A 13,605-nucleotide genomic window follows, 5' to 3' on the forward strand; every position below is an offset into this window, starting at 1 on the left:
GATCATTTTAACAATCGACAATAGCGAAATCCGTCTTCGCCCGACGCTTCGCGCGGCGATGCGCCTCGAACAAAAATACAATGGCTTCGACAAATTGCTTGAAGCCATTGCCGACGAAAATCTGTCAGTCATGGCGGACATTATCCGCGCGACTGCTACCGGCTATACGAGCATTCCAGATCTAATCGAGGAAATCGGGCTTCACCCTCTTCGCGTCGGAATCAACCATCTGGTTCCGCCGCTTATTTCCCTCGCTTTTCAGCTTGCCGGTTTTGACGAAGATTCGAAACCTGAGTCTGAAAGCAAATCGCGAGTCACATTCGCCGAGCACCACAAGAAACTTTTCCAAATTGGAACCGGGTGGCTCGGCTGGACACCAGAAACGACCTGGAACGCGACCCCTTCGGAAATCATCGAGGCTTATAACGGTCGCGTCGATTTGCTGAAAGCTATCTTCGGAGCAAGCGAAGAGGAAAAGCCGAACGTTGATCTAGCGACGCAAGCCCGAGTCGCCCTGGCGCGCTTCCCGATGCAAATCGTCACGCCCGAAGAGGTTGCGGCAGCATAATGCCGGTTCGCGCGCCTAGAATTTGCTCTTGCGGAAACATCGTTCCATCAAACGAGCGTTGCGCCTGCCAGATCAAGCGCGACCAAGAGCGTAAATATCGGTTCGACCAAACAAGACCAAATGCCCGCAAGCGCGGATATACGGCGGAATGGACAAAGGAAGCCAAAGCTTTTCTCAAGGCTAATCCGAACTGTCGGAAATGCGGCGAGCCTGCCAGCGTTGTAGATCACATTCAACCACATCGCGGCAACATGCGGCTGTTTTGGAACAAAGCCAATTGGCAACCGCTCTGCACCCACTGCCACAACGTAACGAAACAATCCGAGGAAAAGCGCCTTGGCATTTAGTCAGAACGTCATCCTGCCGCCTAACTCGACTTGGATAGACATCGGCCCAGGACCACTCAAAATCGAGGGCAATAGTCGCGTAATGTATTTTGTCTCGGACGATTTCCCGACCGTAACGCATGGCCCCTTTGTCGGCCTCGGAACGCTGGAAGAAATCTCGAACGCCGCGAACCACATTTGGGTGAAAAACACAGCCAAATGCTACGTGGAACTTTTCATCGTAGCACCCTCAATAATTGTTATCCCGCCTTCCAACAATCCAAACGAAGGACTTGGAATGTTATTCACCTTTGGTGTCGAGTTTTAATAATGCCAATCCAGACCTTCAATCCGCCAGTAAAGCCAAGCGCCGGACTCAGATCAAAACCGGAAATCAAAATCGCCAAAGCATCCTTCGGCGACGGCTATACGCAATCATCCCCGGATGGAATCAACTATGTTCGCCAAGTAGTTGAACTTACTTGGGACGTCTTAACCGCAAGCCAAGCAAGCTCAATAACAACATTCTTTTCATCGCAAGGCGGTTATTTGTCTTTTCTTTATCAAATCCCTGGCGATTCTATGCAAATAAAGTATACTTGTGACGATTGGAGCGACACGCATCTTTCAAACGGTCTACACAAGATTACCGCAACCTTCAGACAAAGTTTTAATCTTTAATGACAACGAACGAAACGGAACAAAAGTATCAGCTTCGCGCCCTATGGACTGCGGTTATTACCCAAGCCTTCGACGATTCTAAGTATATAGGCGTAGATAAGCGCGCAATCCTAGATCGATCCGAAGCAAGAGCTTGGCTAACAGGTCACTCAAAAGACTTCCTAGACGCCTGCTCCCTCGCGGAAGTAGACCCGGATTATATCAGAAAGAACGCCCGCGACGTAATTGAACAAGCGAAGCGCGACGAAGTTACAAAAACACCTCGCAAACGCGGTCTCTCACCTAATGAGAGATTCTTTGAGCATGACGGCAAAACTCTAAACATTATACAATGGGCAGACTTAGCAGGTATTTCGTACACGACAATGCTACTGCGATTAAAGCAGGGTTACACAATCTCACATATCCTTGATCTTTATTTGTATAAGACGATACGAGACAAAAGAGCAGCTAAGACGCTTATAGAACATGACGGAAAGTCTCAGAGCATTTCAAACTGGTCAAAAGATCTAAAGATGGGTCGGCGTACTTTAGAGAGGTACATTAGCCAAGGCTTATCTATTAAAGAGATCCTTGAGCTTAGGAAGATTGAAAGTAAAGCGAAGAACCCGAACCTGTTGCATAAAAGAAACACCAAGGCCGGGGGTAGGTCGGAAGTTATTGATATTATTAAGGAACCGGCGGCGGATGGTTCGCTCTATATTTTTTCGATTTAGGATTTCAACATATGCACATATCTTTATATACTTTTAAGGCTTTGAAATGACGGATTATATCGACCTTGCTGATCTGAAAGCGCACTTGAATATCATCGGCAACGATGATGATGAACTTCTAAACAGCAAGATCAGCGCAGCTTCCGAGTGGATTGATACATGGATTCTTCCGCTTGATCCTTTGCTACCGGTTCCCAATCCTCTTCGGGAAGCAGTTCGAAAGCTTGCGGCGGATTTCTATGAACATCGAGAGAGTTCGAACAACGAAGCAACTATCGAGACTCAATTCGACGTTTTTATACTTCTTTTGCCCTACCGGGAATTCGAATTTTAAATGAGCATCGAATCTCTTCGCCAGCGTCTCGCATCCATCCCCAAAAGCGTCAGGGAAGCCGTACAGCCTGCCCTCGCCAAATCCGGCAACGAACTCGCCTCGGCAATGAAAGCCCTTGCAGCGCCCTCGCGAGACACTGGCGCTTTGATCGACTCGATTCATGTAACCTTAGGCGGGCAAACCACGCCCCCTTATTCGCAACCGGGCGGAGCTACGCTTGTTCCTGAGAACGCCATTGCGGTCACTGTTGGGGATAAGGAAGGTCGTTATTCACACCTCGTGGAATATGGGACGGCGCAAGCAGCGGCACAACCATTTTTCTGGCCTGCTTATCGCCTTCTAAAGAACCGGATCAAGCGCCGCATAACGACTTCCATTAATAAATCCGTTCGGGAAGGCTGGACAGCGTGACCGAGGCGTCTCTTGCCCTTCAGGAAGCCATTAGAGCCGTCCTGATAGCCAATCTCCCCTTAGCGGCTATGGTTGCACCCGAAGCGATCTTTGACCGTTCACAACGCCCTGAAATCTTCCCATGCATTATCATCGGCGACGGTCAAACGGTCTTGGAAGACACAGCCTATGACCGGCGCGTGATTCGAGTTTTCAGCGATCTTCACGTTTGGACAAATGAGGGCGATCTTTCTTCGGTCAAGATCATTGCTGGCGCGGTTCAGGAAGCCCTACGCGGCGTTGTTCTGACCTTGCAGGATCATAGCGTTGTCGATTTCAAAATAGCCTCAACGCGCTTCGGCGCCGATCCTGGCGGGCAGCACGCCCATGCCGTTATCGGCGCCGAAGCGCTCTTACAGGAATCCGCACAATGATGGCTGGAAAATTAGATCGACCGATCATTGTCGAGCGCTCGACAACCGTAACAAATTCGCTCGGAAAAGTGATTCAGACTTGGACTCCGCACGTCTTGGCGCGCGCCCAAATATTCAACCAAAAGATCGATTCCGTTGAACATGCTTCGGGCTCGATTACGGACTCCAAATTGATTTTTAGAATCCGTTGGATTGCGGACATAACCCTTGATGACCGAATTATGTACGCGAACAAACCGTATTTAATAAAAGAGCTTTCTGAAATCCAACGCAGGCGCGGCTGGAATATCACCGTTGAAAGGCAAGGCAAGTGACCCGAGGCTGTAGACCAAAGAACATCGTCAAAGGCTCCAGCACCCTGGACAATATCCCCAAATGTCCGGCTTGGCTTTCGAGTCATGCAAAATCGGAATGGAAGCGCGTCGCGCCGATCCTTGTCGAAAGAAATGTTCTGACCGAGGCGGATTTGCCGACGCTCGAAAGCTATTGTTGTTCCGTTGGAACGATCAGAGAATGCCAGACACAAATCAGCCGGGACGGAATAACCGTCGTCACGCCGCACGGAATCAAACGGCATCCGGCTGTTGGCATCCAAAACGCGGCGCAAACTACGGCGCGGCTCTTAGCGAACGAACTTGGATTGACGCCCGTTAGTCGCTCGCGTCCTAGCGTTCGCGATCAAATGCCCGAAGGCGAAGACGACCTTGGCTTGGACTGATTCATATCCGGCGTGGATTTTTGATGATTCCCCTATCGATGACCCGTTTGGATTTGGCGAGCGCGCGGTCAAGTTTCTACGGGCTTTAAAGCATCCTAAGACGGGCAAAGGCTTCCAGCTTGATCCTTGGCAAGAAAGGATCGTCAGGCGCATCTACGGCCCGCGCAAGCCCGATGGAACGCGCATCGTTAAGAACGTCGTTATGATGGTGCCACGCGGCGCTAGAAAAACGACGCTAGGCGCTGCATTAGGACTCTTGCATACCATCGGCCCTGAGAAGGTTCCGGGCGGTCAGATCATTTGCGCCGCTTATGACCGCGATCAGGCGCGCATCGCCTATGAGGAAGCATCGGGCATTGTTTGCGCCGACAAGCGGATTCAATCCGTCGTCAGGATGCTAGATTACCGGCATCAAATTATCCATTCGAAGAGCCGGGCGAATCTTCGGGCGGTTTCTTCCGACGCGGCGGCGCAAAACGGAAGGACGCCTTCGTTCGTTTTGTTTGATGAGATTCATGCTTGGCGCGATCGAAAGCTATATGATGTTTTGCGTACCGGACTCTCGAAAACATCTGGCACGCTTTCGGTAACAATCTCACAAGCAGGACGTGGGCAAGAGAACGTCGCCTATGAAATCTTCGACTACGCCCGCAAGGTGGCGCGCGGCGAAATTGAAGACGCTGGAACGCTTCCAATCCTGTTTGAGACGGCCCAAGACGCGGATTGGCGCGACGAAGATGTTTGGTTCAAATGCAATCCCGGTCTGGCGCTTGGCTATCCTGATCTTGACGCCCTACGCCAAGAGGCGCGCGAAGCTGAAAACCGCCCTGCCCTACGCGAGAAGTTCAAAAACGATCATTTGAATATTTGGCTCGATCATTCGAGCGACCCATTTGTTGACATGCAAATTTACGATCAGGGTTCCGCGCCGATCGATCTTGATGCGCTGGCAGGTCAACCATGCTGGCTTGGAGTCGACCTTTCCAGCAATGGCGACCTGACATGCATTGTTGCGGCTTGGCGTGACGGCAAGGGCGGCTATATCGTGCATCCTTGGTTCTTTTGTCCAGCTGATAATCTTCGACGCCGCGCGGACAAAGACGGCGTTCCCTATCCGACATGGGCGGAAGACGGATTCATTCTGCCGACCGAAGGCAACGTTGTGGATTTTCGATATGTCGAGGGAACGATTCGCGATCTATGCGAGCGCTTCGACGTGCGAGAAATTGCCTTCGATCCGCACCTTGCGCGAAACATGCTGAACAATCTTTTGGAAGATGGATTTGCGGCTGTTGAGTTTCGTCAAGGTTGGGTTTCGATGGCACCGGCGATCAAGGAGCTAGAAAGATCGATTCTTTCCGGCAAGTTTCAGCATGGCGGGCATCCAGTTCTTCGTTGGAACTTCGACAACATCGCTTGCACTGAAGATAGCGCGGGAAATCGCGCGTTCAACAAAGGCAAGAGTCGAGACAGAATCGACGGCGCTGTTGCTACGGCGATGGCTGTTGCTAGAGCTTTTTCCGGCGACGATGAACGTAGCGTTTATTCCGATATTTCAGAACGCCCCGATGGGCTCTTATTCTTTTAGGGATCGAATTTTATGTCAGGTGAAGTTGAACAACTTACCGTACTTTTGGAAGCCAGAATCTCGAATTTCGAGAAGGCGTTTCAGAAGGCGTCTAAGACCGCAAACGATAATTGGGCTCGGATTGAAGGTCGCGGAAAAAGCGCCTCCAAGAATCTCGAAAACTCATTCGCGAAAGCCGCTGAAGGCGTCAACCGGCAAGCGCATAAATTAGGATCAACGTTCGCCGATAGTTTTGGTTTGAAAGGCGCGGCGGCTGGCATCGCAACGGCTTTGAGTGTCGAAACTGTTGCGAAATATTCCGACGCTTGGGTTAGCGCCAGCAATAAAATTGGCGCGGCGATAGGCGACGTTTCGAAAGCCTCCGCGTCGACCGAATTGGTTGCCGGGATTGCCGATCGGTCGCGCTCTGGCTTCTCTGAGACCGCAAGCTTGTATGCGACTCTATCGAGGGCTTCGAAAGAGCTTGGCGCTTCGCAGGCCGATGTTAGCGTTGTCACTGAAACCGTTAGCAAGGCGCTTCAGATCGCGGGCGCCAGCGCCGAAGAGTCATCATCGGCGATCTTGCAATTGGGTCAGGCTCTAGGCTCTGGAAAGCTTCAGGGCGACGAACTTCATAGTCTGTCTGAAAATGCGCCACTTTTAACCAATGCTATCGCCAAATCGTTTGGCGTGACGGTCGGCGGTCTGAAGGAATTGGGAGCCGCTGGCGAACTTACATCGAAGAAAGTGTTTGACGCTCTAAAAGGCGCATCGACCGAAATCAATGACGCCTTCGGAAAGACGACGACCACCATCGGTCAGAGCTTCAAACAACTCGAAACCGCAGCAATCCGATATGTGGGAACCTCGAATGCTATCAAGACGGCTAGCGGCGTTGCGACGGCTGCAATTCATGGCCTTTCAGAGAACTTCGGAACCGTTGCTAATGGCGCAATCGCCCTTGGTTCGATCTTGGCGGTTCGGTTGCTTGCGGCTGGCATTACGCCTGCCCTAGGCGGCTTAGGGGCGCTTGTGGGCGGGCTTGGCGCTGGCGTTGTCGGCATGGGCGCTCTGACGACTGCTTCAGGCGTTGCAACGGCTTCAGTGGCGCTCTTTGGGCGCGCAATGGCGATTGCGGGCGGACCTATCGGCTTAGCTTTGCTTGGAGCGGCGGCGGCGATCACCTACGTTGCGTCGAAGGCTTCCGAAGGCAAAGCCGTAAACGATTTGTACGCCAAGGCGCTTGACGACGTGAAAGCTTCGGCGACTGGCGCGACGCCTGCCATTCGTGAAGTAGGCAACGCCGCGAGCGACGCCGCGCATAAAATTACGGAAGTGACTCAGGCGACCGAAAACACCAATCTCGCGACATTCGCCCAAGAGTCTGAAAACCTTTCCGATCAGCTTCGCGGCATGATTCAGAGCCTCGAACAATTCGGGGCGACAAAAGTTTCGAATGGCGAGAAAGAGGCCGCACTGAAACTTTTGGAAGCTGCTCTTTCCGGCGATGAAAAAGCGGCGTTCGCGGCGAAACAAAGCCTGATCGATATGGGTAATGCAAACCCAAATTTTGCATCGGCATTCTCGAGCTTCAACGTCCTTCTAGAGAAGCTCGCAACCGTCCGGCAAGCGGCTCTAAACGCCCGCAAAGCGATTGACGATGCGCAAGCCGCTGAAACGAAAACGCATGACGCGAATCAAACCGGCGTCGCCGAGTTCGAGGGCTTCCAGAAAGAGCAAACCTCGAACAAGGATTTTCTTGCGGAAGAGACGCGCCGAAGCAAACTTTCGGCGAAGGAAAAGGCGCTTGAAGATCGGGCCAAAGAGCTTCGCGACGCCGCAAAGAAAGCTGGCGGCGCTCTGAGTCCCGAAGAATCGAAAACCAATGCGGCGACTCTGATCGCGAACGAAGATAAGGTTTCGGAATCCGAGAAAGAGCCGAAGAAAGCCTCGACCAAGAAAGCGCCAAAGACCGACGAAGAGAAGCGCGAAAATATTATCAAGCGCCAGATTACAAGCCTAGAGGAAGAACGCCGAACAACCGAATCCGAGGTAACTACCCTCGGATTATCTAATACTGAAAAGCGCGTTGCAATCGAGCTAGCGAAGCAGCACGTCGATGCAACCTCGAATGAAGGTAAAGCTATCCGTGACAATGTTACGGCGATCGAACAAGGTAAGCAGGCGCTTACGGACTACGCCAAGGCGCAAGAGCAAGCGAAGCAGCAAGCCGAGTTCTTTAAGTCATCTGTCGCGGAGTCTTTGAGCGATCTAATTGTTGACGGAAAAGGCCTTGGCGATATTTTCAGCGATCTAGCTAAGACGATTGAGAAGGCTGTTTTGAAGGCGGCGTTGCTTGGCGAGGGACCATTAGCGGGACTTCTAGGCGGCGGCGCTACAGGCGGCTTGCTTGGCGGGCTTGGTAAGATGCTTGGGTTCGCCGATGGCGGGCATGTCGAGGCTTCAGGCGCGCCTAGCTGGACTCACATTCCGGCGTTCGCGAATGGCGGGCAAATTTCTGGTCCAGGTACAGGCAAATCGGATTCGATTCTGGCGGCGGTTTCGAATGGCGAGTTCGTTGTCCGCGCCGATGCGACGAAGCAAAACCTTCCATTGCTTCAGGCGATCAATTCGGGGAAGCTTCCGAAGTTCGCAACTGGCGGCTTAGTTGGTGCGCCGTCGATGCGATCAGCGCCAAGCATGGCTTCGGGCGGCGGTATGACGACTCAGAACGTCAATCTGAAAAACGAGATCACTGTGAACGCTAACGGCGGGACTTCGGCGCAAAATAGCGATCTGGCGACGCAAATCTCTCGCCATGTCGAGGCAACTACAAAACAGTTGGTTATAGAGCAAATGCGGCAGCAAATGAGGCCGGGCGGACTTTTTAGCCGGTAACGGTTCGACGCAACGAGAGATTCCCTCACGGCTGTTTATCATACCTACTAATTAGGTAGTTCGCGAAAGCACTACAACTCACAAGCATGTAACGAGCATCTGCTTCGTCTATATTTGCAGCCTCACTCAAGCCGTGTCGAATTCCACCTTCATCGCTTGTGTAACCGTAAAGTTGTATTATCCCACTCTTAAATGCCTTATGCAACGAATGCTTTTTATCGATTTCATTAATAGCCGCACCTAACGTCGCATTTGCTAGACCTGTAACGATTTTTGCTGCGGACTCTACCGCTGAAATCGACTCTTTAATGCTATTACGATAATCAGGCTGAGGTTTTTGGCTATATAACTCCAATGCTGTTCTGACATGCTCGGAAACCGGCCCGAAGCGATCGATATGCTTTGTTGCTTGTTCAAGCTCCTGCATTTCAATTTCATTTGTAATAGATGCTAACTTGCCAGCAATAAATCGATAGGCGGATTTTTCAATTTCAAGAACCCGGTTAATATCGCTTTCAAATTGTTGCTGTTTTATTATTTCATATAGACATTTAGTACGAAGAAACTCGACAATATTCAAAACATCGAACCATTGCGCAAGTTGAAAATGCCCAAGTACATTTTTTACAAATGAATCAGTTACACGGGGCAGGCTATCGACGGGAAGCTTAAAGTAAAATATATACATTAATCGTGCTATAGAATGCATATGATCCGCTGCTAAGTGATCGCGAGTCTTAGTGAAAAAATACCGCCTGCAAACATTCCAGAGAGAATTTCTAAGATCAATATCTAAGTCAGCAATCTGTATCGTCTTTTTCTTAGTAATACCCATTCGCTCTGAAAATGACGTCATCCTAATAGCCTTTTTATCACGCCAAAAAAATCCTAGCGGCAGGACGCCAACCGTTAGCCTACGACACCCCGCCGCACCATGAATTTATGCATCGGTTTGGTGCGGCGCTATATCGATTTAGTTGAACAAAGAAAAACCCCGGATCATTTCTGATCCGGGGTTCTTATTATTGGAGATTTTGGGAATCCAAGAAATGCCGACTGAGAGTTCCAGTGAACAAATAACCGGAAGAAACAATCTGATATTAGTATAGCGAGAATCCGAAGCGTTACAATAAAATATTCAAATTGTAATCGATTTTTATATGTGAAATAATAAAGCCCTGAACAGTTGACGAGACTGTCCAGGGCTTAAACCAAAAACAAAGAAGGCTCAATTTCAATGTCAATCACCAACCAAGGAAGTCTAAGTAAGTGACCGATTTGTATTATAGCGGCATTCCGAGCGGTTTCAAGACAAATTACAAAAAAGTAGCAGCGCCTAAAGAGCTTGATCCAGCCGAACTTGAAGCGGCGCTTGCAGAACTTGATTCTTATGAGTCTCCAGACTCCATTGCTTCCGAGCCTGTCGAGCCTGAAGAATCCGACGCGGAATTAGAAGCCCGCGCCCGCAAGAACCCAAAATATGCGGAATTTTATGCAATCGCCGATCGCATAAGGGCTAAGCGGACGCCGCTTAGCCCGACCAAATTCACTTCAAGCGCAGTGGATCATCTCGAGCCGACGCCCGAAGCAAAGCAGCCTCAACTTGTTCAACCGGATGTTGCAAGGCGTCGAGTGATCCTTGAACAAAGGCGCGCGGTTCAAGACGCGATAAAAAAGTATTCGCCTGAAGCTCGCGCCGCCGCTTTAGAGATTGAACGCGCCGAAAATCGGAAATGCTGGCGCATCGAAAAAGAAGCTGAGCGCGCCGCTTACAAAGCATCTTCGGCGGGCTTTGAAAAGCAGTTAAGTAAAGACGCCACGAAACTGCTTAAGAAGCTCAACGCTGAGTGCGCAAAGAAAACCAAGTCGCCCATGCTCGAACAGATCGCCGAACGCACGCATGAGCTAATCGGCTGGTGGCTGGCGCGCCAAAGGGCGATCCGTGAGTATGGCGACAAAGCGGGACTTGGTAGGATCGCGGCTATGCACGGAAAAGGCGCGACGAAAAGCCAAGCTCAAACCCGAATGCGCATTATCGCCGATCTTGAGGCCGCCGGAATATGGCCGAAACAGCCGCTAGGGGTATAGCCCTTAAGCCGTTAAGGGCTATACCCCTAAATCGAGTTTCTGAGCATTTGGGGGTATAGCCCTAAAAATCAAAAATATGTCCAAATTTCCGGCTAAGTCATTGATAAATAACAGACTTATTTTGCAAAGGGTATAGCCCTAAAAATCAAAAATTTGTCCTATAAGAGATATACTAGATTCTAGATAATAAATTTAAACTAAGGCTCGCAGGCTTTTTCAAATCGCCTGCGGCGATCGAACTTCGGGCTTCGTTCGCTTCGCTCACGTCCCGCCCTCGTTCGTTAGGTCAAATTGAATCTCCGGAGAGAATTAATTCGAACCATCCTCGGAGATTCAAAACCCTTGCGGTTAGCTCCGGGCTTCCCCGGAACGAAAACCATCTCTTTTCCGCCCGGAACAACTTTCAAGCCTCGGTCAAGCTCTCAACGCCTTTCAGGATCAATAGAAACAGGGGTCTAGGCGCTCCAAAAAGAACTAAGAGCTACCACCATAGCCGAAACACAAGATTCCTGTCAGCGGGCTTCCTAGAGCCTTTGTAAATCGAGGCTATTTTTCGGCACAAGGATGAGGGCGGCGCTATACCTAATCAATCGATTTTGCGCGGGCACCTGGAAAGCTTTTAGTATTGTTTAGATATATTCTAAGTAAGTACTTACTTATACTATACATTACATAATTTTAACTTGATATTTTTCCGGGATATGCGACAAACACCCGTCTTAAGCGCATCAACATTGGAGAAATACATGAAACCGAAATTAGAAGCTGACTCTTCGATCTATCTCGAATCAGAAACGTACTGGAGTTTGATTGAGGCGATTTATCATCTGGAGCGCGACCCCGAGACGGGGAAGCCGAGCGTCGATGATATCAAAATGGCGCTCGCGAACATTGGGGATATCTATCGTGAACAAATCCGGGACATCGAATAAATAGGCTGTCCAAAAATGTAACAAAAACTCGCCATTCCGATGTAACACTTTTCGACTTCTAGCAGCACTAAGTGATTGATTATGAACAATAATAAAAATTGACAGTAGAATTCAATCCTGTCTCGCAGCACCATCAAACGCCTTGAAAGATCAGCAACTTGTTGATTTTATAGAGAACCCAGACGCCCTTCTGTTACACAAGGGCGACACACAAATGGTTCTCAAAATGCCCTGCCCGACCAAGCGAACCGGCTCCAGCAACTGGCATTATCGCCGCCGCCTGACCGCCGCAGAGAAGCGCACCCTCGCAGCTATTCCCCGCGATCATTGGCCGCGCGGCTTCGGCAAGGCGGAAATCTGGATCACCCTCGGCACGGCAGACCCTGCAAAAGCGAAGGCGCTGTGCCCGCAAGTCGCCGCAGACGTGGCCCGCACGCTGGCTGGTCTAAGCACTGGCGTCCGCCGCCTCACCCAAAAGGAAATCATCGCCTTCGCCGGGAAGGTCTATCGCGCATGGGTTGAGCGTCACGAAGACAATCCGCACGAGCCTTCCACATGGGGCAACATTCGCCGCATTCAGGCGAAAAACCGCGAAGGCGAACTTTTAGAGCGCTGGATGGGAGGCTACGTGGATCGCCTTCTTGTCGCAGAGGGAATTGACCTCGCGCCTGCCCAACGCCCCGCCGTGATGGCCGCAGTGTCGGACGCCACGATGCAAGCTACGGATCGTCTGGCCCGCAACGCGCAAGGCGATTACACCCCTGACCCCGCCGCCGCCCGGTTCCCCGAATGGCAAGAGCCTAAAGCCCCGGTCGGTGCCCAGCATTCCCCAGCCTCGCTACGCGCCCTCTTCGAAGGCTGGCAAGCGGAGCGGCAACGCGCCGACAATGACGGCACTGTGCGGGCATGGCGTCCAATCGTCGATAACCTGATTGCTTTCCTCGGGCACGACGATGCAGCCAAGATCACCCAAGGCGACGTGATCCGCTGGAAAGATCACCTCATCACCGTCTTGAAGCGAGACCCGCACTCGGTCATGAAGACAAACATCGCGGCCGTGAAGTCGGTCCTGCAATGGGGCGTCGATAACAACCGGCTTAATGGGAACGCGGCCAAAGGCGTGCGGGTCCGCGCCCCTGCGAAGCCCCAGCCGCGCGCCAAAGACCTGACGGAAGCGGAAGCCAAGGCAATCCTTTCGGCAACCCTTAAAGTCGTCCGAGGCCGTCAATCGGCAAAGAACGTGCTGGCGAAACGCTGGTGCCCCTGGCTCTGTGCCTACTCGGGCGCGCGTATCACAGAGATGACGCAGTTGCGCAAGGATGACTTCGAAGAGGTCGGCGGCATATGGGTCATGCACGTAACGCCGGACGCGGGCGGAACTAAGACCGGCAGACCCCGAACAATCCCGCTGCACCCTCACCTAATCGAGCAAGGCATTCTTGATATGATCGCGGCGGCTCCCCCCGGTCCGCTGTTCTATGCGCCGGACCCGAAACATCCTGACGGCATTTCAAAGAGCCGTGCGCAGAGCGTCAGCGGGAAAATCTCTGCATGGGTCCGGGCAGACTGTGGGGTGTCAGATCCTAACGTTCAGCCTAACCATGGCTGGCGGCACCTATTCAAGACCCTATGCGACTTGCACGCCGTCGAAGAGAAATTCTCGGACGCCTTGACTGGGCACGCGGCCAAGACAGTCGCCCGTCAATACGGAACGCGGCTTGCCCCGGTTCTTCATCGAGAGCTTTGCAAAATCCCCCGGTTTGAGCCATTAACTGACTAATAATTAAGGCCAAATATCTGCAAGATGTCCTTATCGTCATGATAACAATGGCCCGCCCGGCCCCGCTCTGCATTCACTAAGACGCCTCGAAGCTGGCCTGACAGGCGGAGGGCGGACTTGCTTCCCCCGGCCTGCCATTGGACAGCCTTCGATCCGTAGCAGAACCAATGCCC

General features: G+C 51.5%; 16 protein-coding genes. 15 read left to right on the top strand and 1 reads right to left on the bottom strand.

The features are described from left to right. Window positions 1-58: 58 nt before the first annotated feature. The 12 genes from DL86_RS17955 to DL86_RS18010 are packed head-to-tail and all read left to right on the top strand — an operon-like array spanning window position 59 to window position 8,632. Window positions 59-568: a phage tail assembly chaperone gene (locus DL86_RS17955; protein WP_156964734.1), complete on the top strand. Its 510-nt coding sequence runs from the start codon at window positions 59-61 to the stop codon at window positions 566-568. Continuing rightward, a complete protein-coding gene (locus DL86_RS19520; protein ID WP_036264413.1) occupies window positions 568-915 on the top strand; it encodes an HNH endonuclease signature motif containing protein in 348 nt (115 codons plus the stop codon). The genes DL86_RS17955 and DL86_RS19520 overlap by 1 nt, the downstream gene beginning before the upstream one ends. Continuing rightward, window positions 905-1,222, top strand: coding sequence for a hypothetical protein (locus DL86_RS20190; RefSeq protein WP_162180457.1), 318 nt, complete (start codon window positions 905-907; stop codon window positions 1,220-1,222). The genes DL86_RS19520 and DL86_RS20190 overlap by 11 nt, the downstream gene beginning before the upstream one ends. Window positions 1,223-1,224: 2 nt before the next feature. Beyond that, complete coding sequence (locus tag DL86_RS17970; RefSeq protein ID WP_036264416.1) at window positions 1,225-1,575, top strand: phage tail protein; 351 nt, start codon at window positions 1,225-1,227, stop codon at window positions 1,573-1,575. Then, window positions 1,575-2,291, top strand: a complete 717-nt coding sequence (locus DL86_RS17975; protein WP_036264418.1) for a hypothetical protein — start codon at window positions 1,575-1,577, stop codon at window positions 2,289-2,291. The genes DL86_RS17970 and DL86_RS17975 overlap by 1 nt, the downstream gene beginning before the upstream one ends. A 46-nt stretch (window positions 2,292-2,337) precedes the next feature. Next, window positions 2,338-2,625 carry a head-tail connector protein gene (locus tag DL86_RS17980; protein ID WP_036264420.1) on the top strand — a complete coding sequence of 96 codons (288 nt, stop codon included), beginning with the start codon at window positions 2,338-2,340 and terminating at the stop codon, window positions 2,623-2,625. After that, window positions 2,626-3,036, top strand: coding sequence for an HK97-gp10 family putative phage morphogenesis protein (locus DL86_RS17985; protein ID WP_036264422.1), 411 nt, complete (start codon window positions 2,626-2,628; stop codon window positions 3,034-3,036). Beyond that, entirely contained in the window at window positions 3,033-3,449 is a 417-nt protein-coding gene (locus DL86_RS17990) for a DUF3168 domain-containing protein (RefSeq protein ID WP_156964736.1), read from the top strand. Before DL86_RS17985 ends, DL86_RS17990 begins: the two co-directional genes overlap by 4 nt. Beyond that, window positions 3,446-3,763, top strand: coding sequence for a phage head closure protein (locus tag DL86_RS17995; RefSeq protein ID WP_084573015.1), 318 nt, complete (start codon window positions 3,446-3,448; stop codon window positions 3,761-3,763). Before DL86_RS17990 ends, DL86_RS17995 begins: the two co-directional genes overlap by 4 nt. Beyond that, window positions 3,760-4,167: a phage terminase small subunit P27 family gene (locus DL86_RS18000; protein ID WP_036264431.1), complete on the top strand. Its 408-nt coding sequence runs from the start codon at window positions 3,760-3,762 to the stop codon at window positions 4,165-4,167. The genes DL86_RS17995 and DL86_RS18000 overlap by 4 nt, the downstream gene beginning before the upstream one ends. Beyond that, entirely contained in the window at window positions 4,154-5,755 is a 1,602-nt protein-coding gene (locus DL86_RS18005) for a terminase large subunit (RefSeq protein ID WP_036264434.1), read from the top strand. The genes DL86_RS18000 and DL86_RS18005 overlap by 14 nt, the downstream gene beginning before the upstream one ends. 12 nt (window positions 5,756-5,767) lie before the next feature. Beyond that, a complete protein-coding gene (locus tag DL86_RS18010; RefSeq protein WP_084573016.1) occupies window positions 5,768-8,632 on the top strand; it encodes a tape measure protein in 2,865 nt (954 codons plus the stop codon). A gap of 25 nt (window positions 8,633-8,657) precedes the next feature. Here DL86_RS18010 and DL86_RS18015 read toward each other — a convergent pair whose 3' ends face one another. Beyond that, entirely contained in the window at window positions 8,658-9,488 is an 831-nt protein-coding gene (locus DL86_RS18015) for an AbiJ-NTD4 domain-containing protein (protein ID WP_036264438.1), read from the bottom strand. 413 nt (window positions 9,489-9,901) lie between these two features. Between DL86_RS18015 and DL86_RS18020 the strand changes: the two genes are divergently transcribed. The 3 genes from DL86_RS18020 (at window position 9,902) to DL86_RS18030 (ending at window position 13,432) form a co-directional block, all read left to right on the top strand. Further along, window positions 9,902-10,720 (top strand): hypothetical protein, encoded by an 819-nt coding sequence (locus DL86_RS18020; RefSeq protein WP_036264440.1) that lies wholly within the window; start codon window positions 9,902-9,904, stop codon window positions 10,718-10,720. A gap of 746 nt (window positions 10,721-11,466) precedes the next feature. Beyond that, window positions 11,467-11,652 carry a hypothetical protein gene (locus DL86_RS18025; RefSeq protein ID WP_036264443.1) on the top strand — a complete coding sequence of 62 codons (186 nt, stop codon included), beginning with the start codon at window positions 11,467-11,469 and terminating at the stop codon, window positions 11,650-11,652. A gap of 214 nt (window positions 11,653-11,866) precedes the next feature. Further along, window positions 11,867-13,432: a DUF6538 domain-containing protein gene (locus DL86_RS18030; RefSeq protein WP_156964737.1), complete on the top strand. Its 1,566-nt coding sequence runs from the start codon at window positions 11,867-11,869 to the stop codon at window positions 13,430-13,432. The last annotated feature ends 173 nt before the right edge of the window (window positions 13,433-13,605 follow it).

This window comes from Methylocapsa aurea (genome assembly GCF_000746085.1).
Taxonomy (GTDB): Bacteria; Pseudomonadota; Alphaproteobacteria; order Rhizobiales; family Beijerinckiaceae; genus Methylocapsa; species Methylocapsa aurea.

Bases quoted from the DNA above. Each gene is read 5' to 3' on its own strand.
- DL86_RS18030 (WP_156964737.1), top strand. From the start codon at position 11,867: ATGGTTCTCAAAATGCCCTGCCCGACCAAGCGAACCGGCTCCAGCAAC.
- DL86_RS18010 (WP_084573016.1), top strand. From the start codon at position 5,768: ATGTCAGGTGAAGTTGAACAACTTACCGTACTTTTGGAAGCCAGAATC.
- DL86_RS18025 (WP_036264443.1), top strand. From the start codon at position 11,467: ATGAAACCGAAATTAGAAGCTGACTCTTCGATCTATCTCGAATCAGAA.
- DL86_RS17970 (WP_036264416.1), top strand. From the start codon at position 1,225: ATGCCAATCCAGACCTTCAATCCGCCAGTAAAGCCAAGCGCCGGACTC.
- DL86_RS18015 (WP_036264438.1), bottom strand. From the start codon at position 9,488: ATGACGTCATTTTCAGAGCGAATGGGTATTACTAAGAAAAAGACGATA.
- DL86_RS17985 (WP_036264422.1), top strand. From the start codon at position 2,626: ATGAGCATCGAATCTCTTCGCCAGCGTCTCGCATCCATCCCCAAAAGC.
- DL86_RS17980 (WP_036264420.1), top strand. From the start codon at position 2,338: ATGACGGATTATATCGACCTTGCTGATCTGAAAGCGCACTTGAATATC.
- DL86_RS19520 (WP_036264413.1), top strand. From the start codon at position 568: ATGCCGGTTCGCGCGCCTAGAATTTGCTCTTGCGGAAACATCGTTCCA.
- DL86_RS17975 (WP_036264418.1), top strand. From the start codon at position 1,575: ATGACAACGAACGAAACGGAACAAAAGTATCAGCTTCGCGCCCTATGG.
- DL86_RS17995 (WP_084573015.1), top strand. From the start codon at position 3,446: ATGATGGCTGGAAAATTAGATCGACCGATCATTGTCGAGCGCTCGACA.
- DL86_RS17955 (WP_156964734.1), top strand. From the start codon at position 59: ATGCGCCTCGAACAAAAATACAATGGCTTCGACAAATTGCTTGAAGCC.